This window comes from Candidatus Sphingomonas colombiensis (assembly GCA_029202845.1).
Classification (GTDB): Bacteria; Pseudomonadota; Alphaproteobacteria; order Sphingomonadales; family Sphingomonadaceae; genus Sphingomonas; species Sphingomonas colombiensis.
This window is the reverse complement of record CP119315.1, coordinates 1,229,814-1,255,522: the sequence shown is the minus strand read 5'-3', so window position 1 is coordinate 1,255,522 and position 25,709 is coordinate 1,229,814. Positions and strand designations below refer to the sequence as shown.

Annotated in this window: 26 protein-coding genes; 18 read left to right on the top strand and 8 right to left on the bottom strand. The window is 67.2% G+C overall.

The annotated features are described in order from the left end of the window. Positions 1-28 precede the first annotated feature (28 nt). Positions 29-337, bottom strand: coding sequence for an RNA-binding S4 domain-containing protein (locus tag P0Y64_05900; protein ID WEK44339.1), 309 nt, complete (start codon positions 335-337; stop codon positions 29-31). Next, positions 330-2,804: a helicase-related protein gene (locus tag P0Y64_05895; GenBank protein ID WEK44338.1), complete on the bottom strand. Its 2,475-nt coding sequence runs from the start codon at positions 2,802-2,804 to the stop codon at positions 330-332. The genes P0Y64_05900 and P0Y64_05895 overlap by 8 nt, the downstream gene beginning before the upstream one ends. Before the next feature lie 228 nt (positions 2,805-3,032). Between P0Y64_05895 and P0Y64_05890 the strand changes: the two genes are divergently transcribed. After that, a complete protein-coding gene (locus P0Y64_05890) occupies positions 3,033-4,469 on the top strand; it encodes a peptidoglycan DD-metalloendopeptidase family protein (protein WEK44337.1) in 1,437 nt (478 codons plus the stop codon). Positions 4,470-4,574: 105 nt separating this feature from the next. Here P0Y64_05890 and P0Y64_05885 read toward each other — a convergent pair whose 3' ends face one another. Further along, a complete protein-coding gene (locus P0Y64_05885; protein WEK44336.1) occupies positions 4,575-5,378 on the bottom strand; it encodes a hypothetical protein in 804 nt (267 codons plus the stop codon). Positions 5,379-5,593: 215 nt separating this feature from the next. Between P0Y64_05885 and P0Y64_05880 the strand changes: the two genes are divergently transcribed. From P0Y64_05880 to P0Y64_05855, 6 genes are read left to right on the top strand one after another with little or no spacing between them, the layout of a single operon-like run. After that, on the top strand, positions 5,594-6,232 hold the full coding sequence (locus tag P0Y64_05880; protein ID WEK44335.1) for a DUF4129 domain-containing protein: 639 nt from the start codon (positions 5,594-5,596) through the stop codon (positions 6,230-6,232). After that, positions 6,229-7,440 carry a hypothetical protein gene (locus tag P0Y64_05875; protein WEK44334.1) on the top strand — a complete coding sequence of 404 codons (1,212 nt, stop codon included), beginning with the start codon at positions 6,229-6,231 and terminating at the stop codon, positions 7,438-7,440. The genes P0Y64_05880 and P0Y64_05875 overlap by 4 nt, the downstream gene beginning before the upstream one ends. Beyond that, positions 7,437-8,393, top strand: coding sequence for a MoxR family ATPase (locus tag P0Y64_05870; protein WEK44333.1), 957 nt, complete (start codon positions 7,437-7,439; stop codon positions 8,391-8,393). Before P0Y64_05875 ends, P0Y64_05870 begins: the two co-directional genes overlap by 4 nt. Continuing rightward, complete coding sequence (locus tag P0Y64_05865; GenBank protein ID WEK44332.1) at positions 8,390-9,700, top strand: DUF58 domain-containing protein; 1,311 nt, start codon at positions 8,390-8,392, stop codon at positions 9,698-9,700. Before P0Y64_05870 ends, P0Y64_05865 begins: the two co-directional genes overlap by 4 nt. After that, positions 9,697-10,719, top strand: a complete 1,023-nt coding sequence (locus P0Y64_05860; protein WEK44331.1) for a stage II sporulation protein M — start codon at positions 9,697-9,699, stop codon at positions 10,717-10,719. Before P0Y64_05865 ends, P0Y64_05860 begins: the two co-directional genes overlap by 4 nt. After that, positions 10,697-11,578 carry an RDD family protein gene (locus P0Y64_05855; GenBank protein WEK44330.1) on the top strand — a complete coding sequence of 294 codons (882 nt, stop codon included), beginning with the start codon at positions 10,697-10,699 and terminating at the stop codon, positions 11,576-11,578. The genes P0Y64_05860 and P0Y64_05855 overlap by 23 nt, the downstream gene beginning before the upstream one ends. Positions 11,579-11,610: 32 nt before the next feature. On the opposite strand, the gene P0Y64_05850 is transcribed toward P0Y64_05855, so the two are convergent. The 5 genes from P0Y64_05850 to P0Y64_05830 all read right to left on the bottom strand — a co-directional run bounded on the left by P0Y64_05850 (position 11,611) and on the right by P0Y64_05830 (position 17,573). Next, the gene (locus tag P0Y64_05850; GenBank protein ID WEK44984.1) at positions 11,611-13,245 is read right to left on the bottom strand and encodes a DUF87 domain-containing protein; all 1,635 of its coding nucleotides are present in this window, start codon (positions 13,243-13,245) and stop codon (positions 11,611-11,613) included. Between the two features lie 114 nt (positions 13,246-13,359). Then, on the bottom strand, positions 13,360-14,127 hold the full coding sequence (locus P0Y64_05845; protein ID WEK44329.1) for a TIGR02186 family protein: 768 nt from the start codon (positions 14,125-14,127) through the stop codon (positions 13,360-13,362). After that, positions 14,124-15,038 carry a sulfite exporter TauE/SafE family protein gene (locus tag P0Y64_05840; protein ID WEK44328.1) on the bottom strand — a complete coding sequence of 305 codons (915 nt, stop codon included), beginning with the start codon at positions 15,036-15,038 and terminating at the stop codon, positions 14,124-14,126. Before P0Y64_05840 ends, P0Y64_05845 begins: the two co-directional genes overlap by 4 nt. Positions 15,039-15,177: 139 nt before the next feature. Beyond that, on the bottom strand, positions 15,178-16,200 hold the full coding sequence (locus tag P0Y64_05835; protein ID WEK44327.1) for a hypothetical protein: 1,023 nt from the start codon (positions 16,198-16,200) through the stop codon (positions 15,178-15,180). Further along, entirely contained in the window at positions 16,197-17,573 is a 1,377-nt protein-coding gene (locus tag P0Y64_05830) for a glycosyl transferase family protein (protein ID WEK44326.1), read from the bottom strand. The genes P0Y64_05835 and P0Y64_05830 overlap by 4 nt, the downstream gene beginning before the upstream one ends. 110 nt (positions 17,574-17,683) lie before the next feature. On the opposite strand from P0Y64_05830, the gene gluQRS reads away from it, so the two are divergent. From gluQRS to P0Y64_05775, 11 genes are all read left to right on the top strand, one after another. Continuing rightward, positions 17,684-18,526 (top strand): tRNA glutamyl-Q(34) synthetase GluQRS, encoded by an 843-nt coding sequence (gene gluQRS / locus P0Y64_05825; protein WEK44983.1) that lies wholly within the window; start codon positions 17,684-17,686, stop codon positions 18,524-18,526. 11 nt (positions 18,527-18,537) lie between these two features. After that, on the top strand, positions 18,538-18,774 hold the full coding sequence (locus P0Y64_05820; protein ID WEK44325.1) for a twin transmembrane helix small protein: 237 nt from the start codon (positions 18,538-18,540) through the stop codon (positions 18,772-18,774). Between the two features lie 42 nt (positions 18,775-18,816). Then, positions 18,817-19,377, top strand: a complete 561-nt coding sequence (locus tag P0Y64_05815; GenBank protein WEK44324.1) for a cob(I)yrinic acid a,c-diamide adenosyltransferase — start codon at positions 18,817-18,819, stop codon at positions 19,375-19,377. Between the two features lie 249 nt (positions 19,378-19,626). Beyond that, the gene (locus tag P0Y64_05810) at positions 19,627-20,538 is read left to right on the top strand and encodes a heme o synthase (protein WEK44323.1); all 912 of its coding nucleotides are present in this window, start codon (positions 19,627-19,629) and stop codon (positions 20,536-20,538) included. Beyond that, complete coding sequence (locus P0Y64_05805; GenBank protein WEK44322.1) at positions 20,535-20,675, top strand: hypothetical protein; 141 nt, start codon at positions 20,535-20,537, stop codon at positions 20,673-20,675. Before P0Y64_05810 ends, P0Y64_05805 begins: the two co-directional genes overlap by 4 nt. Next, positions 20,672-21,211, top strand: a complete 540-nt coding sequence (locus tag P0Y64_05800; GenBank protein WEK44321.1) for a cytochrome c oxidase assembly protein — start codon at positions 20,672-20,674, stop codon at positions 21,209-21,211. The genes P0Y64_05805 and P0Y64_05800 overlap by 4 nt, the downstream gene beginning before the upstream one ends. Positions 21,212-21,245: 34 nt before the next feature. Next, on the top strand, positions 21,246-22,172 hold the full coding sequence (locus P0Y64_05795) for a cytochrome c oxidase subunit 3 (protein ID WEK44320.1): 927 nt from the start codon (positions 21,246-21,248) through the stop codon (positions 22,170-22,172). A 118-nt stretch (positions 22,173-22,290) separates the two neighbouring features. Next, the gene (locus tag P0Y64_05790) at positions 22,291-22,611 is read left to right on the top strand and encodes a DUF983 domain-containing protein (protein WEK44982.1); all 321 of its coding nucleotides are present in this window, start codon (positions 22,291-22,293) and stop codon (positions 22,609-22,611) included. Then, complete coding sequence (locus tag P0Y64_05785; GenBank protein ID WEK44319.1) at positions 22,608-23,225, top strand: SURF1 family protein; 618 nt, start codon at positions 22,608-22,610, stop codon at positions 23,223-23,225. The genes P0Y64_05790 and P0Y64_05785 overlap by 4 nt, the downstream gene beginning before the upstream one ends. Before the next feature lie 11 nt (positions 23,226-23,236). After that, on the top strand, positions 23,237-24,631 hold the full coding sequence (thrC, locus tag P0Y64_05780) for a threonine synthase (GenBank protein ID WEK44318.1): 1,395 nt from the start codon (positions 23,237-23,239) through the stop codon (positions 24,629-24,631). Positions 24,632-24,638: 7 nt separating this feature from the next. Next, positions 24,639-25,511 (top strand): class I SAM-dependent methyltransferase, encoded by an 873-nt coding sequence (locus P0Y64_05775; GenBank protein ID WEK44317.1) that lies wholly within the window; start codon positions 24,639-24,641, stop codon positions 25,509-25,511. Positions 25,512-25,709: the final 198 nt, after the last annotated feature.

Sequence of the window (25,709 nt, the reverse complement as noted above, 5' to 3'; positions counted from 1 at the left end):
CCGCTGCTATGCCTCGTAACCCGTATCGTCAATCGTTCCCGGCTTGCTGCGAGCGGTTATCAGTGATCAGTTCCTCGTAACACGCGCGCGCCTCGGCTGGCGGCCCGCGCCGCAGGGGCAATGCCTCGACCCGCAGCGCGCGGATCCGGCCGTGCTGGGCCAGCGTCAGGATGCTGCCGACGCGCACGGGCGCCGCGGCCCGGTCGACCGCGCGACCATCGAGGCGAAGGTGCCCGTCGCTGGCCATCGCCTGTGCTGCGCTGCGTGTTTTGGTGATCCGTGCGAACCACAGGAAGCGATCGAGCCGCATCGCGGGCGGCGCGACCCCGTCAGCCATGTTTGAGCGCGGCCAGCGCGGCGAAGGCGTTGCCGGGAGCGGGCGGCGTGGCGACGCGGCGCGGTTGCGGGCGGCCGTGCCAGCGCCATGCCGGCGCACCCTCTGTGGCCGGCGCGGGCTGGAAACCGAGTTCCGCCATCAGTCGGGCGATCGTCGGCGGCTGCAATCCCATCGACGTAGCGAGCGCTGGATCGGGGGCGAAGGGTTTGCGGCCATCGCGCGCTTCATGCGCCATCCGCGCGATCCGCTCGACCAGATCGACGCGCACCGCCTGCGCTGCGAGGGCGCGGAAACCCATCGCCGGCGTCGCGCCCGGCGTGTCGCGCGGCACGGCGGTCGCGCCTGCGGGCGGCGGCGTTACCGTTTCGCCGCGCGCCGCGAGCAGCGCGATGCGCCATGGCTGGGCGCGCGGTTTCAGCAGGCGGGCGTCGAACAGATCGAGCGCGCCGATCGTCACGCCCAGCTTGCGCAGGCGATGGCGCTCCGCCGGATCAAGCGCTTCGATCGCGGCGCGCAACGGCAGCCGCGCGGCGAACCCGGCGCCGGCCTCCAGTTCGCCGGCGATGCTGCGCAGCCCGGATGTGGCATGCTCGTCGCGCGCCAGTTCGGCCAGCCGGGCGAGCGCGGGGAGTGCGCGGGCGAGCGTGTCCCCGACCCAGCGCCTCACGCGCGCCAGCACGTCCTTGCGCAACCCGGCGTCGAGGCAATCGAGCGCCGGATCGAGCGCGACATCGGGCCGCGCCATCGAGCGCCCGGCGGTCAGCCGCGCCAGCACATGCCCCTGCCAGAGGATATTGCCATCGTGCATCGACAGATCGGCGTCGTTCGCCTCTATCACCCCGCGCGCGCGCCGTGCCCGCTCGGTAATCAGCCGTTTTTCGGCGGTGGCGAGCAGCAGGCGCTTGTCCGCCGCGCGCGCCTCCGGGGCGACGGTGAAGCGGAATCCGTCGAGCCGCCCGATCGGATGGGTGTCGATCGATACCTCGCCATTGTCCTCGATCGTCACCGGCAACGCGCCCGCGCCGCCGCCGATCTGGCGGATCAGCGCGCTGGTGCGTTTATCGACGAACCGCTGCGTCAGGCTGGTGTGGAGGGTGTCGGACAGGCGCTCCTCAACCGCCAGCGTGCGCGCCGCCCAATGGGCCGGGTCGGCGAGCCAGTCGCTGCGTTGCGCGATATACGCCCAGGTGCGGATCGCGGCGAGCCGCCCCGCCAGCGTTTCGACATCGCCATCGGCGCGATCGAGCCGCGCGACCTCATCGGCGAACCATTGATGCGGGAGATATCCTTCGGCGAGATGGCCGAACACGCGCGAGACGAAACGCGCGTGGATATCGGCGCCGAGCTTCTGGAAATCGGGGATTCCGCAAGCTGCCCACAGCCGCGTGACCTGCCCCTTGGCGCGCGCGCGGATCGCGGGATCGTCCGCCAGCCGGCGCAGCACCGTAAGGTCGATCGCTTCGGGTGCCGCGCGCAGCATCGGATCATTCGGCGGTGCCGCGAGCGAGGCGATCAGCGCGTCGAGGCTGGCCATGTCGGGCCGCCCTTCGCGCCAATAGAGCGCGTCGAGCGGCGGGAAGCGATGTGCCTCGATCGCCAGAACTTCCTCGGGCAGAAACGCGTCGGGACCATCCTCGACCAGCGCGCCGAACGTGCCGTCGCGCTGATGGCGGCCCGCGCGCCCGGCGATCTGCGCCATTTCGGCGATGGTCAGCCGGCGGCGGCGGCGCCCGTCGAACTTGTGCAGCCCGGCGAAAGCGACATGCGCCACATCCATGTTGAGCCCCATGCCGATCGCATCGGTCGCGACGAGATAGTCGACCTCGCCGGCCTGAAACATCGCGACCTGCGCGTTGCGGGTGCGGGGGGAGAGCGAGCCCATCACCACCGCCGCGCCGCCGCGCAGCCGGCGCAGCATCTCCGCCACCGCATAGACCTCCTCTGCGGAAAAGGCGACGATCGCGGAGCGGCGCGGCAGGCGGCTGATCTTCTTCGCGCCGGCATAGCTCAGCGTCGAAAAACGCGGCCGCGCGACGATCTCGGCCCCCGGAACGAGGTGACGGATCACCGGGCGCAATGTGTCCGAACCGAGGATCATCGTTTCCTCGCGCCCGCGCGCGTGGAGCAATCGTTCGGTGAAGACATGGCCGCGCTCGGGATCGGCGCCGAGCTGCGCCTCATCGAGCGCGACGAAGGCGACGTCGCGATCGGTCGGCATGCTTTCGGCGGTGCACAGGAACCAGCGCGCATCCTTTGGTACGATGCGTTCCTCGCCGGTGATCAGCGCGACGCGATCCGCGCCCTTCATCGCCACCACGCGATCATACACCTCGCGCGCCAGCAGCCGCAGCGGGAAGCCGATCATCCCGCTGGAATGCGCGGCCATCCGCTCCACGGCGAGATGGGTCTTGCCGGTGTTGGTAGGGCCGAGCACCGCCGTGACGCGGGCATTATCTGGAACGCGCATGACCGATGCTACATCGGCGGCGATGCGCGCCGATGCAACCTATTGCCGCTTCGGCGCGGCGCGCGAACGCCCCGCCGCATCGGAACCCCAGCTTTCCCTAGGTTAATTTGACTTTAGAACATTCGGCTTACATCCCGGCACCTGGACACGCCGGGGGGTCGGCGACGACGAATTTTTTTGAGGGATTCTTCCTCGCCATGTTTTTGCGCGAACAACCTGGATTGGAGCTTGCCGGCGGCGCGGGCACGGGCTCGTTCGGTCGCCGCGCTCGTTCCGGTTGCTTCGCTATCCCGTCTCGATCGGCTGCGCGTCGCGATGGCGGGGATCGATTGGGTGCCGGATCTCGGCGCCGAAATCGGTTCGCTGACCTGGTGGCGCGGGCTCGCCACCTGCACCACGCTGTGCGCCGCCGCGATCCTCACCGCGCCGGGGTTGCGCCCCGTGCAGGGCTATGTCGCCCCGCCGCTTGCCGGTGCCTCATGGGAGGAGGCGCGGCCATTGTCGATCGCCCCGCTCGGGCTGGGCAGCGGCACCGGGCGGCGAATGGCGGCGAGCGATCTCGTCCGGCCGCTGGCGGAAACGCCGGAGCGCCCGATCGTCGAGCTGACCGCGACGCTGGGCGAAGGCGATCGTTTCGGCGCGGTGCTGCAACGCGCCGGTGTGGGGCGAGCGGATGCGGCGCAGGCAGCGGCGCTGGTCGCGCAGGCCGCTTCGCTCAAGGATATTCCCTCGGGCACCATGCTCGATCTGACGCTTGGTCGCCGTGCCGACCGACGCGAGGCGCGGCCGCTCGAACGGCTCGCCTTCCGTGCGCGCTTCGATCTCAACCTCGCGGTCAACCGCGCCGGCGATACGCTGACGCTCGAACGTCACCCGATCGCGATCGACCATACCCCACTGCGCATCACCGGGCGGGTGGGATCGAGCCTTTATCGCTCGGCGCGCGCAGCCGGCGTGCCGGCGCGACTGGTGGAAACCTATATCAAGGCGCTCTCCTCGCGCGTGTCGATCGGCCGCGATGTGCGCGCCGACGATCGGTTCGATATCATCGCCGAACAGGCGCGCGCGGCCACCGGCGAGGTGCAGGTCGGCCAGCTCCAGTTTGCCGGGCTCGATCAGGGCACCAAGAAGGTCGAGCTGGTGCGCTGGGGCGACAATGGCCAATGGTGGGACGCCAAGGGCCAGAGTGAGCAGCGCGGCGCGATGGGGATGCCCGTCGCCGGCCATGTCACCTCCACATATGGCAAGCGCGTCCATCCGCTGCTTGGCTTCATGCGGATGCACAAGGGCATGGATATCGGCGCGCCTTATGGTTCTCCGATCCGCGCGGCCGTGGACGGCGTGGTGGCACAGGCCGGCCGCGCCGGGGGTTATGGCAATTTCGTGAAGCTCAGTCATCCCGGCGGCATCGCCACCGGCTATGGCCATATGAGCCGCATCGCGGTGCGCGCCGGCCAGCGCGTGTCGCGCGGACAAGTGATCGGCTATGTCGGCTCGACCGGCCTGTCGACCGGCCCGCACCTCCATTGGGAGGTGTGGAAGAACGGCGTGTCGGTCAATCCGCGCACGATTTCGATGTCGAGCGTCGCGATGCTGTCGGGCAAGGCGCTGCGCGAATTCAAGGCGAAGGTCTCGAACCTGCTGGCAACCGCGCCGGCACGTTAGGCTTATCCTCGCACGGAACGGCGCGGCGACTGCGCGAAACGGCGCGTCGCTCTCGCCGGATCGGCGAACGCGGTTGCGGACCGCGATCGCCTGACCCGGTCCTCCTCAGGCGAAGATTTCGGCCAGCCGATCGGTATCCGGCCCTTCTTTCCATTCGCGCAATTCGATGAACAGCGCGGCGAAAAGAACCATCATCCAGGTTAGCGCGACAGTGTTGATCAGCATCGCAACGAGCTGCGCGAAGCCGAACGGCGGTTGCACGCCTGTCTGGAGCGCCGCCAGCGAACCGCTGCTCGCCACCGTCAGCACTCCGCCGACCATGACGATGACCATATAGAGTATGAAGGCGACGAGCAGCACGCCCAGCACCTTCCAGCGCGCGCCCTTGGTTAGCGCGGCACTGCGGCCGAAGGCACCGAACACGCCGGGGCGCTCCGCCACCACCGCCGTGGTTGCGATCGACCACATCACCGCCAGGAATATCCCCGGCACGATCAGCAGAGCGAAGCCTATCGTGGTGGCGAGCGCATAGAGAAGATAGACCGCCAGCAGCGGCAGGCTGCGTTTTGCCCCGATCGTCAGCATCTCGCCCAGATCGGGCTTGCGCCCATCGGCTTGCGCCAGCGTCACCTGGGTGACCGCGCCATATGTGACCAGCCACAGGAGCATGATGCCCAAGCCACCCCCGACGATGCTGGTATAGGAAATCCCGCCGGGGTTGCGGATCAGGGCCGTTGTCCAGGCCGCGCTCATGCCGACGAGCCGAAGGAGTATGGTCGGCACCGTCGTCAATGCGAAGGTTACCCCCAGCGTCTGAAGCGGATACGCACGGATCACCTGAAAACTGCGCTCGAATATCCGGCCGATCGACAGGTCGCGTCGTTGCTCGCCGAAGGCTGCGGTAGCCATCTTCCATCTCCCCCCATTTGATTGACGCGAGCGTGCAGCGGGACGGAATACCTGTCCAGAAATATATGCGGGCGAGTGGCTAACGCGCTGTTGCGCACAGCGATCAGTGGGTTAAGCTCGATCCGCGTCGCGGGGGCGATGCTCGGGAGGGGCGTATCGCGGGGCAGGTTCACGATCCGGCAATTGCCGACCGCTTCGCCGCGGCGCATCGCGCCATGCGGGCGGACGCGTCGATCCAGTTCAATCTGACGACGCCCGCGCCGCCGCCGAAGCCGCCGGAATGGCTGCGCCGGCTTGCGAATTGGATCGGCGACATGCTGGAGCCTGTCGGGCGGTTTTTTCGCTGGATCAGCAGCCTGATGCCCGATGCCCCTTATGCGCGCATCTTCCTGTGGAGCGTCATCATCCTGGTTGCGGCCGGGCTGGTGCTGTTGGTCGTGGATCGTTTCCGCAGCGGTGAATGGCGGCTGCCGCGCTGGCGCCGCCGCGCGCCGACCGAAGCCGTATCGGATGAGGAGGCATGGGTGCCCGACGCCGCCCCGGCGCGTGCGTGGCTCAATGAGGCGGATGCATTCGCCGCCGCGGGCCAATATGCCGAGGCGATCCACCACCTGTTGTTCCGGTCGGTCGAAGACATCGCGCGCCGCCGGCCGCGCCTCGTCCGCCCGGCGCTCACCAGCCGCGAACTTGCCCGAGCAGAGGCGCTGCCGCCCGGCGCGCGCGGGCTGTTCGCCGAGATCGCGGCTTTGGTCGAGCGCAGCCTGTTCGGGGGGCGCCCGGTCGGCTCGGATGATTGGCAGGCGGCGCGCGCCGCTTATGCCGATCTCGCGCTGAGCAAGGCGTGGCGCGGATGAGCGATATCGCCGTCGGCCGGAAAGATGCGGGCAGCGGTTTCAGCGCGCTGACCGTCGCGCTGCTGCTTGTGGTCGGCATCCTCGGTTTCGCGGGCACGCTGGTGCTGGGGGCGTTCGCGCCCGATTTCGACAATGGCGATCATGGCGGCTCGAATGCGCTGTCGAAGTCGGCGACGGGCTATGCCGGGCTGGTGGAGCTGGCGCAGGCCACCGGCCGCGCGCCATGGATCATCCGCGACGATAATGAGTGGGATACCGACGATCTGCTCGTCATCACGCCGGAGCGTTCGACCGCCGATATGAGCGGCATATTGAAAGCGCGCGGTGATCGCCCGACGCTGATCGTGCTGCCGAAATGGATGACGATCGCCGATCCGGATCATCAGGGCTGGGTCAATGTCGGCGGCCTGCTTTCGGTGAATGAGCCGATCGGCGTGCTGGCGCCGGCCACGATGCTGCGTGTCGGGCGGGTGCGCAGCTTCGGCCGGCCGCTCGTGCCCGTCGGCGGCGCGCCGGGCGCGCTCGCCGTCGCCGCGCCGCGCCCGTTGCAGGCGATAGCCGCGGGGCAGCTGGAGCCGCTGTTGACCGACGATCGCGGCCATGTCGTGCTTGGCCGCTTTCCCGGTAGCCGCCGCTATATCCTCGCCGATCCGGATCTGCTCTCCAATCACGGCATCCGCGATCTGCCACGCGCGCGTGCCGCGCTGGCGATGCTCGATTTCCTCAACACGCCCGATGGCGGGCTCGTCGCGTTCGATGTCGTGGTGAACGGTCTCGGGCGCGGCCGCAGCCCGCTCAAGCTGATGTTCACGCCGCCGTTCCTTGCGCTGACGATCGTGATCGCGGTCGTTCTGGCGCTCGTCGGGTGGCAGGCGCTGGCGCGGTTCGGCGCGGCGCGGCCGCGTGAACGCGCGATCGCGTTCGGCAAGGTGGCGCTGATCGACAATACCGCCGCACTCGTCAGCCGTGCGGGGCGCGAGGGTGCGCTCGGCGGGCGTTATGCCGCGATGATCCGCGATCGCGCGCGCGCCGCATTTGGCGTGCCGGCGCATCTGCGCGACGCGGAGGCGGACAATTATCTCGATCGGCTGGGCGGCGATGTGCCGTTCACCGCGCTGGTCGCGGCGGCAGAGGGTGCCGATCGGCGCGAGGAAATTCTGGGCGCGGCCCGTGCGCTCCACCAATGGCTATGGGAGAAGACCAGGTGACGGTTGATGATGTTCAGGCGCTGGGTCAGGCGATCCGCGCCGAAATCGGCAAGGCCGTCGTCGGGCAGGAGGCGAGCGTCGATCTGTTGCTGGTGGCGCTGTTCGCCGGCGGGCATGTTCTGCTCGAAGGGCCGCCGGGCACCGCCAAGACCTTGCTCGCGCACAGTTTCGCGCAGGCGATCGGGCTGGAATTCGGCCGCATTCAATTCACCCCGGATCTGATGCCCGGCGATATCGTCGGCACCAATTTGTTCAACTTCCAGACCTCCACCTTCACGCTGACGCGCGGGCCGATCTTCACCGAGCTGCTGCTGGCCGACGAGATTAACCGCACCCCGCCCAAGACGCAGGCCGCGCTGCTGGAGGCGATGCAGGAACGCACCGTGACCATCGATGGCGAAAGCCTGTCGCTCAGCGATCATTTCATGGTCGTCGCGACGCAGAACCCGATCGAGCAGCAGGGCGTCTATCCGCTGCCCGAGGCGCAGCTCGATCGTTTTCTGTTCAAGCAGACGGTCGACTATCCCTCCGCCGATGAGGAGCGGCGCATCGTCGCCACGCATGGCGCGCGGCAATCGGTGATGTCGCCGCAGGAATGGGGCGTCGCGCGCTGTGCCGATGCCGCGACCATCGCTGCCGCGATCGGGGTGGTCGGCACGGTGCGGCTGGTCGACGAGGTGACGGACTATATCGTCGCGCTGATCCGTGACACGCGCGACGTCGCCGATCTGGAGAGTGGAGCATCGCCGCGCGCCGGGGCGATGCTGGCCGGCGCCGCGCGTGCGCGGGCGGCGCTCGACGGGCGCGATTTCGTCATCCCGGATGATGTGAAGGTGCTGGCCCCGTCCGTCTTGCGGCACCGGCTGATCCTGTCCCCGGCCGCCGAGATCGGCGGCCGCGCGGTGGAGGATGTGGTGACGCAGATCATCGAAACGATCGAGGCGCCGCGTTGATCTATCCCACGCGCCTCGCGGTGCTGTGTGCGTTGGCGGGGGCGCCGATCGCGCTTGCCGTCGCGACATTGGCGCCGGGGCGCTGGTATGCCGCGCTGGCGTGGCCGTTCGCGGTGCTGCTGCTCATTCTGCTCGATGCGCTGGCGAGCCGTGCGCGCGCCTCAGCCGAGGTGGTGTTGCCGCCGAGTGCCGCGCTCGCGGCGCCGCTCGATGTGCCGGTGATCGTCGCGCTGGCCGGTCGCCGGCCGCCGCATGTTGCGGAGGTCGCGCTGTCGCCGGATCGGCTCGTCACCTGCGCGGACGATGGCTTCGCGCGGGTCGATCTGCTCGGGGGAGAAGGGATCGGCCGGTTCGTGCTCACGCCCGTCCGGCGCGGGACCGCCTTGTTTCCGTTGCTGTGGGTGCGTTGGGCCGGGCCGCTCGGCCTGGTCTGGCGGCAGGCGCGCATAGCTGGCGAGCGGCGGCTGGCGATCCTCCCCGATATCGAGGCGATCCGCGATCGTGGTGCGGCGATATTCGAGCGTCATGCGGTGTTGGGGCTGGTCGCGCAGGCGGATCGTGGCGACGGCACCGATTTTCACGCGCTGGTGGAATATCGCGCCGGGATGGATCGGCGCGCGATCGACTGGAAGCAATCCGCCCGGTTCCACAAATTGCACGCCAAGGAATTCCACAGCGAGCGCAACAGCCAGATCGTCTTCGCGATCGACGCCGGGCGCCAGATGACCGAGCCGGTCGCGGGCATGGCGCGGATCGATCGCGCGGTGCAGGGCGCGTTGTTGTGCGGCTGGGTGGCGCTCAAGCTCGGTGACCGGATCGCGCTTTCCGCGTTCGATTCACGCCCGCGCATCGCCAGCGGGTTCATCGGCGGCGCGGCGGCGTTCGCCGAATTGCAACGCCTCGCCGCGACAATTGATTACAGTTCGGAGGAAACCAACTACACCTTCGCCCTCACCACGCTCGCGGGGCGGCTCACGCGTCGTTCGATGATCGTGCTGTTCACCGAATTCACCGATCTTACCTCCGCCGATTTCCTCGTCCGGGCGGTGGCACGGCTGATGCAAAAGCACCTGATCCTGATCGTCGTGCTGCGCGACGAGGAACTGGAGGCAATCGTTGCACGCGAGCCGGCGGACGCGGCGGATGTCACCCGCGCTGTCACTGCCGCCGCGCTGCTGCGCGATCGGTTGCTGGTGCTCACCCGGCTCAGGCATCTTGGCGCGCATGTCATTGAAAGTGAACATGATCGGATCGGTGAGCGGCTGGTCCACGGCTATATCGACTTGAAGCGGAGGAACCTGTTGTGAGCGCACGGGTGGAGGATCAGCCGATTCTGGTCAACACCAGCCGGTTCCGCGCCGCGCACACCGTCGATTGGGAGCGGCTGGAGGCGCTGGTCACACGGATCGAGCGGCGCTCGCTGCGGGCGCTTTCCGACGACGATCTGCTTGCGTTGCCGCTGCTTTATCGCTCGGCGCTGTCCTCGCTGTCGGTGGCGCGGGAAACGTCGCTCGATCGCGCTCTGATCGTTTATCTGGAGCAGCTTTGCGCGCGTGCCTATTTCCAGGTCTATGGCGTGCCGACATCGGCGCTGCGCGAACTGGGTGGGTTCTTCGCGCGCGGCTGGCCCGGCGCGGTCGCCGCGCTGTGGCGCGAAACGCTGGTGATGGCGCTGCTCACCTTCGGCGGCGCGCTATTGGCTTACCTGCTCGTGCGTAACGATCCGGGCTGGTTTTATGGCATCATCCCGCATGCATTGGCGGAGGGGCGCGATCCTTCCGCATCGGCTGCCCTGCTGCACAGGACGCTTTATCCCGAGGGGAGGGACGGGCTGGCGACGTTCGCCGCCTTTCTGTTCGGGCACAATGCGCAGATCGCCATCTTCTCGTTCGCGCTGGGCTTCGCGTTCGCGGTGCCTACGGTGCTGCTGATCTTCTATAACGGGCTGATGCTGGGGGCGATGTTCGCGGTGTTCATTCCCAAGGGGCTCGGTCTCAATCTGGCGGCGTGGCTCGCAATTCATGGCACCACGGAGCTGTTCGCGATCATCATCGCCGGGGCGGCGGGGATACGGATCGGGGGTGCGATCGCCTTTCCGGGCCGGCAGGACCGGATGGAAGCAGTGATCCGTGCCGGGCGCACCGCCGCGACCGCGATGATGGGCGCGGTGGTGATGCTCGCGGTGGCCGGCGTGCTGGAGGGGATCGGTCGACAGGTGGTCAGGACCGATGGCGCGCGTGCTGCGATCGGCGCCGCGATGCTGGTTGGCTGGCTGATCTATTTCTACGCGATCGGGAGGCGTCATGCGCTGGCCGTTCGGGCGTAAGTCACGCGACACGACGGGGCCGCGCTCGCTGCGCCGCAGCTTCGTCACGCCGGAGGGAGTCGATCTGCGGCTAGAACTCGGCTCGGCCGGCACGCGCGCGGCGGCCTTTGCGGTGGATGTTTCGCTCATCCTGCTGGTGCTGATCGTCAGCACGATCGTCATCGCCTTGACCTTGGTGGCCACCAAGTCCGAGATATTGACGATCCTGTGGCTGATCGGGGCGTTCGTGTTACGCAACGGCTGGTTCGTGCTGTTCGAGATGAGCGGCCGTGGCGCGACGCCGGGCAAGCGCGTGATGGGGCTGCGTGTCGTGGCGCGCGACGGCGCTCGGCTCACCGCCAGCGCGGTGATTGCACGCAACGCGCTGCGCGAGATCGAAATATTTCTGCCGCTGTCGTTTCTTGTCGCGCAGTCGGCGGAGGGAACGGCGGACGCTTTCCTGACGATATTCGCGTTGTCGTGGAGCGGGATTTTCCTGTTCTTCCCGTTATTCAATCGCGATCGGCTGCGCGCTGGCGACATGGTCGCGGGCACATGGGTGATCCACGCCCCCGCCGGGAAGCTCGCCGCCGATCTTGCGCACACCAGCGAGCGGCCGCGCCGCGTATTTCCCGAGGCGGCGCTGGCGCTTTATGGCGTGTACGAGCTGCAAACGCTGGAGGATGTGTTGCGCAACGGCAAGCCGGCCGCGATTGCGGCGGTGGCCGCGACGATCCGCCACAAGGCGGGCATCCCCGACGATGGCGACGATCCCGGTTTCCTCGGCGATTATTATCTCACGCTGTGCGCGCGGCTGGAGGCCGGGCTGCTGGTCGGCAAGCGACGACAGGACAAGTTCGGTACCGCCACGGCCGCGTGATCCGCGCAAGGCGCCCGCTCAAGTCACCGTGCCTATTTCCCCTGCACCCGCCATTTCTGGATCGTGCGCCCGATAATCTCTTCCTCGTGGCCCACTTCGTTCCACAATTGCGAGAATAATGGATCGGCGGAGGCGGGGCGGCGCTCCTCTTCCAGCGTGTCGAATGCGACGCGGATGGGGATCGACACGCCTTCGCCGCAGATCACGCATTCGCGGTTGCGGAGCGCCGGAATCGCATCGAGAAAGCCGCGCGCGCCTTCGGGCATCGCCGCGCGGACGAATGCCTGGTCGCGATCGTTGTTGAGGCGCATCGCGATGATCGTGCCGCATTGCGACAGCACGCCTTCGGCAAGGTCTGAGGGCCGCTGCGTGATGAGGCCGAGCGCGACACCGTATTTACGCCCTTCCTTGGCGATCCGGCCAAGGATGCGCGAGACCGAGGTGGCGGTTTCGCGATCGGAGGGGATGTAGCGATGCGCTTCCTCGCAGACGAGCAGGATCGGTCGCTGTGGCTCGTTGCGCGACCAGATCGCGAAATCGAACACCATGCGGCTCAACATGGCGACCACCACGGACGTGATCTCGCTCGGCACGCCTGACACGTCGATGATCGAGATCGGCTTGCCGTCACCAGGCAGGCGGAACACACGGGCGATGAAATTCGCCATCGTGTCCGCCACCAGCATGCCGGAGAACATGAAGCTGTAGCGCGGATCGGCCTTGATCTCATCGATCTTGGATTTGATGCGCAGGAAGGGCGCGCTGTTGCTCGCCTTGTCCATCTTGCCCATCTCGGCCTGAAGCTGCGCGGAAAGATCGCTCAGCAGATACGGCACCGGCGCATCGACCGTGAGCTTCGGAATCCCCTGACCGGCACGGCTCTTGGCGCGTGCGGCGAGCAGGCATTTGGCGAGAATATCCGCATCCACCTGACGCTCGGCGCAATCGCTGGTGAGGAATACTTCGCAATGTTCCTCGAAGTTCATCAGCCAATACGGCATCTGAAGATTCGATACGTCGTAAAGCGCGCCATTGCCGCGGAATGCGGCCGCATATTCGCCGTGCGGATCGATCATCACGATATGGCCGTTGGGCGCGCGCTCGCAGATGCGATGCAGGATCAGTGCGGCGGAGGTCGATTTGCCGGTGCCGGTCGAGCCGAGCAGCGCGAAATGCTTGCCGAGCATCGAATCGATGAACAGCGCGCCGCGAATGTCGCGCGTGGGATAGACCGAGCCGACCTCGATGTGCGCGCGGTCATCGGCGGCATATACCTGCCGGAGATCGACGCGGGTCACCGGAAACACCTCCGCGCCGGGCGTGGGATATCGCGTAATGCCGCGCCGGAAATGATAAAGCTTGCGGGTCAGCTTTTCCTCGCCGCCTTCGCCAAGGAAATCGACATCGGCAATGACACGCCCGCTGTTGACATCATCGAGCCGCAACGAGCGGATGTTGGCGATCAGCCAGTTTGCGCCGACTGGCACCTTGATCTGGCCGCCGACCTGCCCGGCACTGGCGACCAGCGGATCGGGATGATCGGCGAGTGCCGCCAGCGCGGCCATTTCGAACATCACCTTGCTCGATGAGCCGCCGATTTCCAGCACGATCCCGATCGGATCGGGCAGCGCGTGGCTATCGTGTGCCGTTTCGGGCTTTGCTTCCATAAAGGCGCCCGGCGCCGGCATCTCGGTCATGCGATAAGTCCCACGGGGTCAACAGAACCGGGGCATCATCGCCTGATTTGGTAAATTAAGGATGAGGTTGCCGGCGCGAAGCCGTCAAACGCGCCGCGCGATTGCGCCCGCGCCCCAGCCGAGCAACACCGACAGCGCGACGGCGGTCAGGCCGTAGAGGAATGAGGAATGCTCGGCGGCCCGTGCGACAAAGCGCTCGAAGCCGGATTTGCGCACGTCGATATCACGCACGGCAGCGCCCAATACCTTGCCGTCGCGGATCAGGAAGGTTTCGGCGGTAAACCGCCCGACGGGGACGCGCGCCGGGATTTTCATCCGCGCGCGATACAGTACCCCATCGGTGATCTCCACGGCGCGCGGCGCCTCGTAATAGAGGTTGCTGCGCGCGCGCAGATCGACCAGCCCGCGCGTAAAGCGATCCTGCACGTCGGACGGGGCGGAAGAGGTGGGCGAGAGTTGCAGACTGTCCAGCCCCAGCTCGTAGATCGCGCGTGTCCGATCATCGACCAGATCGCGGATCGGCCGCGATGAGGCGATGGCGTAGAAACTCGGCGCGGAGCTATATCGCAGTTGATCGGCGTTGACCCAGATTCCCGCGACCTTCTCCTTCTCGCGGATCGTGATCGATTCGGCCGGGCCCTTCACCACCACCACCACGTCGATCGGGTGGCGTGCATCAGCACGCGGCTCGCCGGGCGGGAGAAGGATCGCGCCGAACAGCAGGAGTTCGGCGCCGGTGAAACTGTATGCGATTTCGATCTCGCGTTGCGACACGTCGGGGACGAGCACGGGCTTGGCCTGCGCCATCATCAGCGGCGTGGCCAGCGTCAACGCGAGCATCGCGCGCTTCACGACAGATCCACCGTGTAGATTTCATCCGGACGCCACCCCAGTCCCAGCCCGATGCGGATCGCGACCAGCAGCACCATGATCGCCAGCGCCAGCCGGAGATATTCCGGCCGCGCCTTTTCCGCGAAGCGCGCGCCGATCTGCGCGCCGGCGACGGAGCCGAGCAGTAGCAGCCCGGCAAGCACGATATCCACCGCCTTGGTGGTGGTGGCGTGGACCATCGTCGCAGCGGCGGTGACGAACAGGATCTGGAACAGCGATGTGCCGACCACCACCTGCGTCGCCATGCCCAGCAGATAGATCATCGCCGGCACCAGCACGAAGCCGCCGCCGATGCCGAGCAGGATCGTCAGGATGCCGGTCGCCATGCCGAGCAACAGCGGCGCGAGCGGCGAGATATAGAGACCGGAACGATAGAAGCGCATCCGAAACGGCAGACTGGCGACGAGCGGGTGATGCCGTCGCCGGCGCGGTCGCGCGACGCTCTTGCCGTGGACGACGCGAATCGCCTCGATAGATTCCTTGAGCATCAGCCCGCCGATCGAACCGAGCAGCAGGACATAAGTGATCGCGATCGTCGTATCGATCTGCCCAACCGATTGCAGCAGGCGGAACAGCCATGCGCCGAGGAACGAGCCGATGATGCCCCCCGCGACCAGCACGCCGCCCATTTTCACGTCCACCCCATCGCGCCGGAAATAGGCGAAGACGCCGGAGACGCTCGCGCCCGTCACCTGGCTCGCCGCGCTGGCGGCGGCGACGGTCGGCGGGATGCCGTAGACGATCAGCAAGGGCGTGGTGAGGAATCCGCCACCGACCCCGAACATGCCCGAAAGCAGCCCGACCCCCGCGCCAAGCGCGATGATCACGAGCGCGTTCACCGACAGATTGGCGATCGGCAGATAGAGGTCCATGATTGAGCGGTAAGCGTTTAGCGGCGCTGGTGGAAGATGTGCCGGCGCGATCGCGTCTGCAATATCGTATCGTCTGTCCGGCGCCCGTTGCCGAATCCTCGAGCAAGCGGCGCGCGGGCTTCCCTGTCTCGTACGGCGCCTAGAGATCCGCCCCCAACGACAATGCCAGCCCGGACCCCGGCCGCGCTTCACCCGCGATGCGTTGCCGCCATTCGAGCGAGATGCGCAGTGGCACGATCGCCCGCACGGCCACGCTCGCCGCCGGGCCGATATCCAGCCGCGCCGCGCCAGGCTGCGCGCCACCCCATGCGCCGAGGCCGAGTTCGACGCGCGCCGTGCCGATCGCGGCGATCGGGCGCGTCACATGGGCGGCCGCGTCGATGAACCCCTCGCCGCCGTGCCGCCCGATCGCGCCGGCCTGACCATAGCCGTCGAGCGAGAAGCCGGCCGCGAGCCGGGTGGGGGGAAGGCCGGCGATCACGCCCACCGCCGGGCCGCCGCGCCCTTCGGAAATGGCGATGCGCTGTTCGGCGAACAGGTGGACGGGCAATGCGGTGGGCTGCCAGTCCATCCCGATCGCCGCCTCGCGCTGAGGCATCGCCAGTGCCGAGGAAAAGCGCGCCGCAATCGCGATGCGGCGAGAATCGCCCAGCGCATAGGTCAGTCGCGCGCCGGCCTGGCTGCCGCCCAATTGCGGCGCGAAGGGGGCCGCCGGCCCCGCGCCGCGCGCGATCAGCCATGCGCTTCCCGCGAGCCGCGCGGCCGGGGTGTGCGGCGTTCGTCCGAACGTTAGCGGCGCGCCGATCTCCGTTTGGGGCATCGTGGCGCCGGGAGCTTCCTTGTCCATCACCGCGACGAAAGGGGCTGGCGCGGTCAGCGCGACGGACTGTTCATACGTATCGGGAAGCGAATGACGATACGGTCCGTGCGGATCGGGCATGGCGATAGCGGCGGCCACCGCCTCACGCGGCGAACCATGGTCGAAGTGATCTGTCACGGTGGCGGATCGCGGCTCGACATGCGCAGCGGCAGGCACGACCGGCGAAATCGCCATCAACACCGCAGCGGGATCATGGACGGGCCACAGCAGCGCGATCCGCACGCCGACCCATCCGCCGACAATCACCATCACGAAGCGCAGCGGGCGGCTTTCGCCGATCATGACGCTCCTTCCGCGAATTGCGCGGGATAGGCGTGGTCGGTCTTGTCCCATTTCGGCGTGCGGCCGGTGAGCAACCCGGCGTAACGGATCGCGGCGCGGCGCGCGGCGAGCAGGGCGATGATATTGCCCACGATCATGCGCGGCGGTGACCACCATGCCTCACGCCAGCCATAGCTGCGCGCCGTAAAGGCGAAGCGCCACGCCACCCGCCACAGCAGCAACAGCAGATTTGCGAAGAGCATCATCCGCGTGGCGGCGCTCGTTTCAGGCATGGCGCCGCCAACGAGCGCATGGCCGGCCGTCGACAGTGCCCAGCCGATCAGCGCCATATATCCAGCGGCGAGCACGATCACCGCGAGCGTCGCGCGGCGGTCCCTGATCCGCATCCAGTGATCGCCAAGATCAAGCGCGCAACCCCATCCCATGCGATCCCAGCCGGCGAGCGCGATGCCGGTCATCCAGCGCGCTTTCTGTCGCACTGCCGCATTGATCGTCGCGGGGAAATATTCGCGCACCGCAATCAGCGCGCCATGTGGCGTTTCGCGCACCCGCGCGAAATGCGCGGCATGGCCCGCGGCGGCTAGGCGCAGGCCGAGTTCGTAATCCTCCGTCAGACTGTCGGCGTCGAATGGTGCGCCATGTTCGGCGGTGATCGCGATCAAGGCGTCGAGGCGGATCGCGCAGCCGACACCGGCGAAGGGCAGCCCCGCGTTGAGCGCCGTGCGCACGACCAGCTCCTTGCCATGAGCCTCCGCGAACTCCCCGCAATAATGGCCGGCGACGAGCGGGGATTCGGCGCGGGGCAGCGGCAACACCGGAATCTGCACTGCCGAATGCGCATCGAGCCGCGCATCGAACACCCGCAATTCAGCGGGATGCACCACGTCCTCCGCGTCGTGCAGCACGATCGCATCGGCCGGGTGCGGTGCGCGGGCGAGCGCGCGCCACAGGGTGTTGAGGCAATCGGCCTTGGTGGTCGGGCCGGGACGGTCTCCCACGACCAGGCTGACCCGCGCGTCTTTCGCGGCGACCGCTGCGACCTCATCGATCGTCGCGCGGTCATTGGGGTAGCAACCAACGTAGATACGGAAATCGGGATGATCGAGCCGCGCCAGCGTGGTGCGGAGCATTGCGCCGATCACCGCGCTCTCATCCCAGGCGGGCACGAGGATCGCGAAGCGGCGCGGGACGGCGGGAAGGGGCAGTTCGTTGAGGGGGATCACGTCGCTGCCGCGCGTCAGCCGCCGGATCAGCCACACCAGATCGATCAGCAGATCGTCGATGCCCCCGATCAGGAAGCCGGCCGCCGCGAACAGCGTCACCTCGCGCGTTGCCGCATCGATCCAGCCGAGCGCGAATTCTGCAGACCCCAAACACCGCTCCCCCGATTCGGCTGGGAGACTTTGGCATTTTCACTAGGTTACGCAACCGTTACGACTGTCTTGCGGTGGAAGGCATTGCCGTCGCCCGGCGCGGGCGCCACATGGCGCGGGTGATCGTCACGCGTTTCGCTCCTTCGCCGACCGGGCGGCTGCATCTCGGCCATGCCTGGTCCGCGATCCTCGCGCATGATTTCGCGCGCGTGCGCGGCGGACGCTTTCTGCTGCGTATCGAGGATATCGACGGCACGCGCAGCCGGCCCGAGCATGTCGCGACGATCGTCGATGATCTGCGCTGGCTCGGCCTGGCCTCGGACGGCGCGATCGTCTTTCAGTCGCAGCGGCTCGATCTTTACGCCGATGCGCTGACGCGGCTGCGACACATGGGGTTGCTCTATCCATGCTTCTGCACGCGCGCCGAAATTTCCGCCGCGAGCCTCTCCGCCCCGCACGGGCCCGAGCCGACCTATCCAGGCACCTGTCGCGCGATAGACGCCGTGGGGCGGATGGACGAGCCGCATTGCTGGCGGCTCGATATGGCGAAGGCGGTGGCACGCGTCGGGCCGCTCGAATGGAGCGATAACGGCGCCGTCGTGGCGGCCGATCCGCTGGCGGCGGGGGATGTGGTGCTGGCGCGCAAGGATGCGCCGGCAAGCTATCACCTCGCGGTGACGGTGGACGATGCCGCGCAGGGGATCAGCGACGTGATCCGTGGGCGCGACCTGTTCGCCGCGACGCATGTCCACCGGCTGTTGCAGGCGCTGCTCGATCTGCCGACCCCGGCCTATCACCACCACGATCTGCTCGTCGGGCCGGATGGCGAACGGCTCGCCAAACGCCACGGCAGCCCGACACTGGCGGCGCTGCGGGAAGCTGGCGAGGATGGTCGCGCGATCGCCGAAATGCTGCGCGCCGGGCGACTTCCCATCGCGTCCGCGAAGGCGTAGGGGAATCCGCCATGAAGATTTTCCTCATCATCCTGCTGGTGGCAGCGATGATCGCTACGGTGGTCGCGCTTGTGCGCGGCGTCGTCACCTTCCTTCAGGGTGCCAGCGCCGAGGCGCGCGGCGAAGGCGGTACCGGCCCGAGCGCGACCCAGCTCAAGTCCAACCGGATGATGCAGCAGCGCATCCTGTTTCAGGCGCTGGCGATCCTGATCTGCGTGGTGCTGTTGTTCTCGATGGGCCGCCCCTGAGACGCCCACTTCCGGACGAGGCGGCGCGCGGCAAGGAATGAAATGGTCAAGCTGAACAAGATCTACACCCGCACGGGCGATGCGGGGACGACCGGGCTCGTCGACGGCAGCCGCGTTTCCAAGACGGATGCGCGGATGCAGGCGATCGGCGATGTCGATGAAACGAACTCCGCCATCGGTGTGGCGATTGCCGGGCTGGCCGACGATCCGGCGCTGGTCGCCGCGCTCGGACGAATCCAGAACGACCTGTTCGATCTTGGAGCCGATCTCGCGACCCCCGGCGAAGATTTCACGCCGACCGAAATGACGTTGCGCATCGTGCCCGCGCAGATCGAGCGGCTGGAGGCGGAGATCGACGCGATGAACGCCGAGGTGCCCCCGCTGCGCAGCTTCATCCTGCCCGGCGGCGCGGCGGCGGCGCTGCATCTGGCGCGCGCGATTTCACGGCGCGCGGAACGGTCCGCGGTGGCTATCGGCAGTGGCGCCAATCCACAGGCGCTGATCTACCTCAACCGCTTGTCCGATTTCCTGTTCGTCGCCTGTCGCGTGGTGAACCTGCGCGCCGGTGGCGACATATTGTGGGTGCCCGGCGGCTCACGATAAAGCGGCGGAGCAATGGCACAGGCATGCCTCCACCCGTTCGCTGCTTTGTGAAGGGCGGGACGCGCGGGAGGCGTGCCCGGAAAATCGGCTGAATTTCGCCATTTCCAGCCCTTCAGCGACGCCCGGCCGAGTAACTTGCTGAGGCTTCCGCCGAGATTCCGCGCCTTCGCAAACCGGGGGCAGGTCGCCCCCATCCACGCAGGCCTTTTCCCACGCGACGCGACGGGCTATGGCGGCGGCGAACTTGCCATGAGCACCACCTCCCCCCTTCTGCCGCCAGCCCATTGGCGGGATTTCCTGGCGCTGACCAAGCCCCGGGTGATGACGCTTGTCGTCTTTACCGGCCTGTGTGGCCTGCTCGCCGCGCCGGCGATCGATGGGCATCGCATCAATGCCGTGCTGGGGTTCACCGCGATTCTGTGCATCGCGCTCGGCGCGGGGGCGGCAGGGGCGCTCAACCAATGGTATGAAGCGGATATCGACGCTGTGATGCGTCGCACCGCGGAGCGCCCGCTGCCGGCCGGGCGGATGGAGCGCCAGGCGGCGTTGCACTTCGGCGTCGGGCTCGGGTCTTTCTCCGTGATCCTGATGGGGCTGGCGATCAACGTGCTGGCGGCGGCGATCCTTGCCGTGTCGATCCTGTTCTACGTGCTGATCTACACCGTGTGGCTAAAGCCGCGCACGCCGCAGAATATCGTGATCGGCGGCGCGGCCGGTGCCTTCCCGCCGCTGATCGGCTGGGCTGCCGCGACCGGGCATGTCACCCTGCTCCCGCTGCTGCTGTTCCTGCTCGTCTTCCTGTGGACGCCGCCGCATTTCTGGGCGCTCGCGCTGTTCGTGAAGACCGACTACGCCAATGCCGGCATCCCGATGCTGCCCGTGGTGGCGGGTGAGCGCACCACGCGGCACCAGATCGGGCTCTACACGATTCCGATGGCCGTGGCGGCGGTGTTGCCGTGGCCATTGGGGCTCTCCGGCTCGATCTATGGCGTGGTGTCGATCGTCACAACGGCATGGTTCGGGTTGCTCGCCTTGCGCGTCGCGACCCGCACGAGCCAGCCGGATGATGCGATGAAGCCTGAAAAGGCGCTGTTCAAATATTCGATTCTCTACCTGTTCGTCGTGTTCGGCGCGCTGGTGATTGACCGGTGGGTGGCATGAACAAGGAAGAAGAAAAACTGATCCGCCAGCGCCAGAAGGGCCGCGCGATCGTGATGGCGGTGCTGCTGGGCGCGTTCGTCATTCTGGTGTTCGCGATCACCATGGTGAAGATCAAGGCGGGGATGCCGATCAGATGAAGATCGCGCGTACCACGCGCACCGCGCTGTTCGCGGTGCTCGGCATCTGCTTCATGACCGGGCTCGCCTTCGCCAGCGTCCCGCTTTACCGCCTGTTCTGTCAGGTGACCGGGCTCAACGGCACCACCCAGCGCGGGCTGACCGCGCCGGGCAGCGTGCATCGCGCGATCCGCATCGATTTCGATGCCAACACCAGTTCGCGCCTGCCGTGGCGCTTCGCGCCCGAACAGGGCAGCGAGACGGTGGAGGTGGGCGCACGCGACATGGCGTTTTTCACCGCCACCAATCGCGCGGCCGTGCCCGTCACCGGCACCGCGACCTATAACGTAACGCCTTATCAGGCAGGCAAATATTTCACCAAGATCGAGTGTTTCTGCTTTACCCAGCAGACGCTGAAACCGGGCGAAACGGTGCGTATGCCGGTGATCTTCTTCGTCGATCCGAAGATCCTGACCGATCCCGACACCAAGGATGTCGAGACGATCACACTGAGCTATACATTTTACCCGGTGGATTCCGACAAGACCGCAAGCTAGAGAACCAGCCACTTAGGAACAGGGAACGCAACGAATGGCCGGCGCGAAGAACCACGATTACCACATCCTGCCCCCCGATCCGTGGCCGCTGATCGGCTCGTTCTCCGCGCTCGCGATGGCGGCCGGCGGCATCATGTGGATGCACGGTGGGCACGTGGGGAAGCCCAATGGGGGCGGCTTCCTGTTCTTCGCCGGGGTGGCAGCGGTGCTGTTCACCATGTTCTGCTGGTGGCGCAACGTGATCAAGGAAGCGCATGCGGGCGATCACACGCCGGTCGTGCAGCTCCATTTCCGTTACGGCATGATCCTGTTCATCGCTTCGGAAGTGATGTTCTTCGTCGGATGGTTCTGGGCCTATTTCGATTTTGCCCTGTTCCCGGCGGCGATCAGTTACGTCAACGGGCAGGTCGAGCATGCGGCTGAGGGCGCTGCTGCGATCGCGGCGCAATGGCCGCCCAAGGGGCTGGAGGTGATCAACGCCTTCGAGCTTCCGCTGCTCAACACGCTGATCCTGCTGACCAGCGGCACCACCGTCACCTGGGCGCACCATGCGCTGATCCACAATCAGCGCGGCGGCGAGAAGGTCGGCCTGTGGGGTCTGATCGGCGTGGGCGATCGCGACAGCGTGCTCAAGGGCCTGTGGCTGACGATCGTGCTCGGCCTGATCTTCACCTCGATCCAGGCTTATGAGTACATTCACGCGCCCTTCCCGTTCAAGGGGCTGAACTATGGCGCGTCGTTCTTCATGGCGACGGGCTTCCACGGCTTTCACGTGATCATCGGCACGATCTTCCTGATCGTGTGCCTGATCCGGGCGTACAAGGGTGACTTCACCCCGCGCCAGCATTTCGGCTTCGAAGCGGCGGCGTGGTACTGGCACTTCGTCGACGTGGTGTGGCTGTTCCTCTTCGTCTCGATCTACGTCTGGGGCGGTTGGGGCGCGCCGGTCCACGGTGGCTGAGCCGGACGGGGTTTCGGGGCGGGTGGAAGCACCCGCCAGCACGGAAATCCCGGAAAAGAATGAGCCGGGCGCGGCGGCGACAAGCCAGCCGCGCCCACTCGATTGCGGCCTCAAGGGCCTGTGTCCCCGGTGTGGCGCGAAGACGCTGTTCGCCGGCTGGATAAAATTCGCGGATCGGTGCCGCGCCTGCGGGCTGGACTATGCCGCCTTCAACGTCGGCGATGGGCCGGCGGCATTCCTCACCCTGATCCTTGGCGCGCTGGTCACGATCGGCGCGGTTACGCTTGAGCTGACCGTCGGGCCGCCATTGTGGGTCCAGCTTCTGCTCTGGACGCCCGTGACGCTGGCGGGCGTGATCCTGAGCCTCAGGCTCGCCAAGGGGTGGCTGATCGCGCTCGAATATCGCAATGCCGCGCGTGAAGGGCGATTGAAGCAATGAAACGCTGGCCGGTCATCCCCACGATCCTCGTGACGCTCGCGGTGGCGGCGATGATCGGGCTTGGGCTGTGGCAATTGCTGATCCGCCTGCCGGAGAAAGAGGCGCAACTCGCGCAGCTCTCCGCCAACCCGGCTAAGCCGGCGGTCGCCTTCCCGCGCTTCCCCGATGATTCGCTGCTGTTCCGCAGGGCAAGTGGCTTCTGCCTGTCGATTGCGCGAATCGAGCGAGCAGGTGCCGGCAACGCGGGATATCGCCTGATCGCGCATTGCCGCACTGGGGCGGAAGGGCCCGGGATGCAGGTGCAACTCGGCACGACCCGCGATCCCGATGCCAAGGTCGAATGGCCCGGCGGCAAGGTGACCGGCTGGATCAGCCACGCGCCGGATGCGCGCCCGCTGATCGCCGGGCTGTTCGATCATGTGCCGCGCGAACTGTTGCTCGTCTCCGATACGCCCGCGCCCGGCCTCGCGGCGAACACGCGGCCGGATATCGGCATCGTGCCCAACAATCACTTCGCTTATGCGTTTCAATGGTTCTTCTTCGCAGGCGTCGCGGGCGTGATCTATGTGCTTGCGGTGCGACGGAGGATTGCCCGCGCGGGCGACGCGCGTTAGGCGCGCCACTCATGCGCTATATCTCCACCCGCGGCGCCGCGCCCGCGCTCGATTTCCGCGACGTCACGCTCGCTGGTCTCGCCTCCGACGGTGGCCTGTACCTTCCCGAGCAATGGCCGACGCTGACCCGCGACGAGATCGCCGCGCTCGCCGGCCTGTCCTATGTCGATACGGCGGTGGCCGTGATGGCGCCGTTCGTCGCAGGCAGCCTGACGCGCGATGAACTGAAGGCATTGTGCACCGCCGCTTATGGCCGCTTCGATCATGCCGCCGTCACCCCGCTCGTCCAGCTCGATCATGATCAATGGCTGCTTGAACTGTTCCACGGCCCGACGCTGGCGTTCAAGGATGTCGCGCTGCAATTGCTCGGGCTGTTGTTCGAGAAGTTCCTTTCCGGTTCGGACAAGCATCTGACGATCGTCGGCGCGACGTCCGGCGATACCGGGTCGGCGGCGATCGACGCGGTGGCGGGCCGCGCGGGCGTCGATATCTTCATGCTCCACCCCGAAGGCCGGGTGAGCGAGGTGCAGCGGCGCCAGATGACGACCGTGGGTGCGCCCAACGTCTATAATATCGCGATCCGGGGTGATTTCGACCAGGCGCAGGCGCTGGTGAAGGCGATGTTCAACGATTCCGCTTTCTCGGGTCGGTTCAATCTGTCGGCGGTCAATTCGATCAACTGGGCGCGGCTGATGGCGCAGGTGGTCTATTATTTCTACGCCGCCGTACGGCTCGGCGCGCCGGAGCGTTCGGTGGCGTTCAGCGTGCCGACCGGCAACTTCGGGGACGTTTTCGCGGGCTATGTCGCCGCGAAGATGGGGCTGCCGGTGGCGAAGCTGGTGGTGGCGACCAACGTGAACGACATCCTCGCGCGCGCGCTGGCGAGCGGCGATTATTCGTGCCGCGATGTCGTGCTGACGCCGACGCCATCGATGGATATCCAGGTCTCGTCCAACTTCGAGCGGCTGCTGTTCGATCTCGGCGGGCGCGATGGTGCGGCGCTCGCGGAGCAGATGCGCGGATTCGAGGCGACGCGCGCGATGCGGCTCAGCAACGCGCAGCATCAGGGTGCGGCGACGCTGTTCGCCAGCGAGCGCGTCGATGTCGACGATATGGCGCTGGCGATGCGCTGGGCGAGCGAGCGCGCGGGCCAGGTGATCGATCCGCACAGCGCGATCGGCCTCGCCGCAGCGCGCCGCCATGCCGGCGACGTGCCGATGGTGACGCTGGCGACCGCGCACCCGGCAAAGTTCCGCGACGCGGTGGAGCGCGCGACCGGCATCCGGCCGTCGCTGCCCGCGCGCGTCGGCGATCTGTTCGAGCGCGAGGAACGCTATGTCACGCTCGACGCGACGTTCGATGCGGTGAGCGGCTATATCGCCGGGCTGGCGAGCCCGCGCGGGTGAGCGCGGCGTGACTCTGCACACCATCATCGGCGAGCCATGGGCCGACTACGGCTTGATCGATTCGGGCCATGGCCGGAAGCTCGAACGCTACGGCCGTTTTCGCTTCATTCGCCCGGAGCCGCAGGCGCTGTGGGCACCCGCGACGACCGACTGGCGCGCGCATGGCGAGTTCGTGCCCGGCAGCGATGAGGACGGCGGCGGGCAATGGCGCTTCGCCGAGCCGGTGCCATACGATGGCTGGCCGCTGTCCTGGCAGGAGGTGCGCTTCACTGCACAGACCACGCCGTTCCGCCACCTCGGCTTCTTCCCGGATATGGCGCCGGTGTGGAGCTGGATGCGCGAGCAGCTCGCCGGGCGCGACGATCCCGAATGCCTCAACCTGTTCGGCTATACCGGCGTCGGCACGCTTGCCATGTCGGCGATCGGCGCGCGGATGGTGCATGTCGATGCGTCGAAGAAATCGGTCGAGGCGGCGCGCGGCAATGCGATGCTCTCCGGGCTGGCCGACGCGCCGGTGCGCTGGATGATCGACGATGCGGCGAAGTTCGTCGCGCGCGAGGTGCGGCGCGGGCGCCGCTATGACGGTATCCTGCTCGATCCGCCGAAATACGGCCGTGGCCCGACGGGCGAGATATGGCGGCTAGAGGAAAATCTCCCGGCGCTGATCGCCGATTGCCGCCAGTTGCTCGACGCCGATTCGCGCTATCTGTTTCTGACGGTTTACGCCGTCCGCATGTCCGCGCTGGCGATCGGAGAGATGCTGCGACAGGCGTTCGCGGACCTCCCCGGGAAGGTCGAGGCGGGCGAGCTAGGTGTGCGCGAGGAAGCGCGCGGGCTGGTGCTGCCGACCGCGATCTGGGCGCGCTGGTCGAACGGGTGAAATTGGGGGCGGCCTTGCTGAGCGCCGCCGTCCTGTGCGCCGGGTGCTCCCACAAGGAATCGACATACGCGGAAGGGTGCGGCCCGCTCCCCGCGGGCTGGATTACGCCGCGTCAGGGGCGGGGAGTTCTCTCCGGTCTAAGCGTTATATCGGTTTCCGCTGATGGCGCACTGTCGTGGAACGGTCGGCGAGTGAATC

Coding starts and splice junctions, on each gene's coding strand:
- P0Y64_05885 (WEK44336.1), bottom strand. CDS start 5,378: ATGGCTACCGCAGCCTTCGGCGAGCAACGACGCGACCTGTCGATCGGC.
- P0Y64_05850 (WEK44984.1), bottom strand. CDS start 13,245: ATGGAAGCAAAGCCCGAAACGGCACACGATAGCCACGCGCTGCCCGAT.
- P0Y64_05805 (WEK44322.1), top strand. CDS start 20,535: ATGAACAAGGAAGAAGAAAAACTGATCCGCCAGCGCCAGAAGGGCCGC.
- thrC (WEK44318.1), top strand. CDS start 23,237: ATGCGCTATATCTCCACCCGCGGCGCCGCGCCCGCGCTCGATTTCCGC.
- P0Y64_05895 (WEK44338.1), bottom strand. CDS start 2,804: ATGCGCGTTCCAGATAATGCCCGCGTCACGGCGGTGCTCGGCCCTACC.
- gluQRS (WEK44983.1), top strand. CDS start 17,684: ATGGCGCGGGTGATCGTCACGCGTTTCGCTCCTTCGCCGACCGGGCGG.
- P0Y64_05785 (WEK44319.1), top strand. CDS start 22,608: ATGAAACGCTGGCCGGTCATCCCCACGATCCTCGTGACGCTCGCGGTG.
- P0Y64_05875 (WEK44334.1), top strand. CDS start 6,229: ATGAGCGATATCGCCGTCGGCCGGAAAGATGCGGGCAGCGGTTTCAGC.
- P0Y64_05835 (WEK44327.1), bottom strand. CDS start 16,200: ATGATCGGCGAAAGCCGCCCGCTGCGCTTCGTGATGGTGATTGTCGGC.
- P0Y64_05795 (WEK44320.1), top strand. CDS start 21,246: ATGGCCGGCGCGAAGAACCACGATTACCACATCCTGCCCCCCGATCCG.
- P0Y64_05880 (WEK44335.1), top strand. CDS start 5,594: ATGCGGGCGGACGCGTCGATCCAGTTCAATCTGACGACGCCCGCGCCG.
- P0Y64_05855 (WEK44330.1), top strand. CDS start 10,697: ATGCGCTGGCCGTTCGGGCGTAAGTCACGCGACACGACGGGGCCGCGC.
- P0Y64_05820 (WEK44325.1), top strand. CDS start 18,538: ATGAAGATTTTCCTCATCATCCTGCTGGTGGCAGCGATGATCGCTACG.
- P0Y64_05800 (WEK44321.1), top strand. CDS start 20,672: ATGAAGATCGCGCGTACCACGCGCACCGCGCTGTTCGCGGTGCTCGGC.
- P0Y64_05810 (WEK44323.1), top strand. CDS start 19,627: ATGAGCACCACCTCCCCCCTTCTGCCGCCAGCCCATTGGCGGGATTTC.
- P0Y64_05815 (WEK44324.1), top strand. CDS start 18,817: ATGGTCAAGCTGAACAAGATCTACACCCGCACGGGCGATGCGGGGACG.
- P0Y64_05840 (WEK44328.1), bottom strand. CDS start 15,038: ATGGACCTCTATCTGCCGATCGCCAATCTGTCGGTGAACGCGCTCGTG.
- P0Y64_05900 (WEK44339.1), bottom strand. CDS start 337: ATGGCTGACGGGGTCGCGCCGCCCGCGATGCGGCTCGATCGCTTCCTG.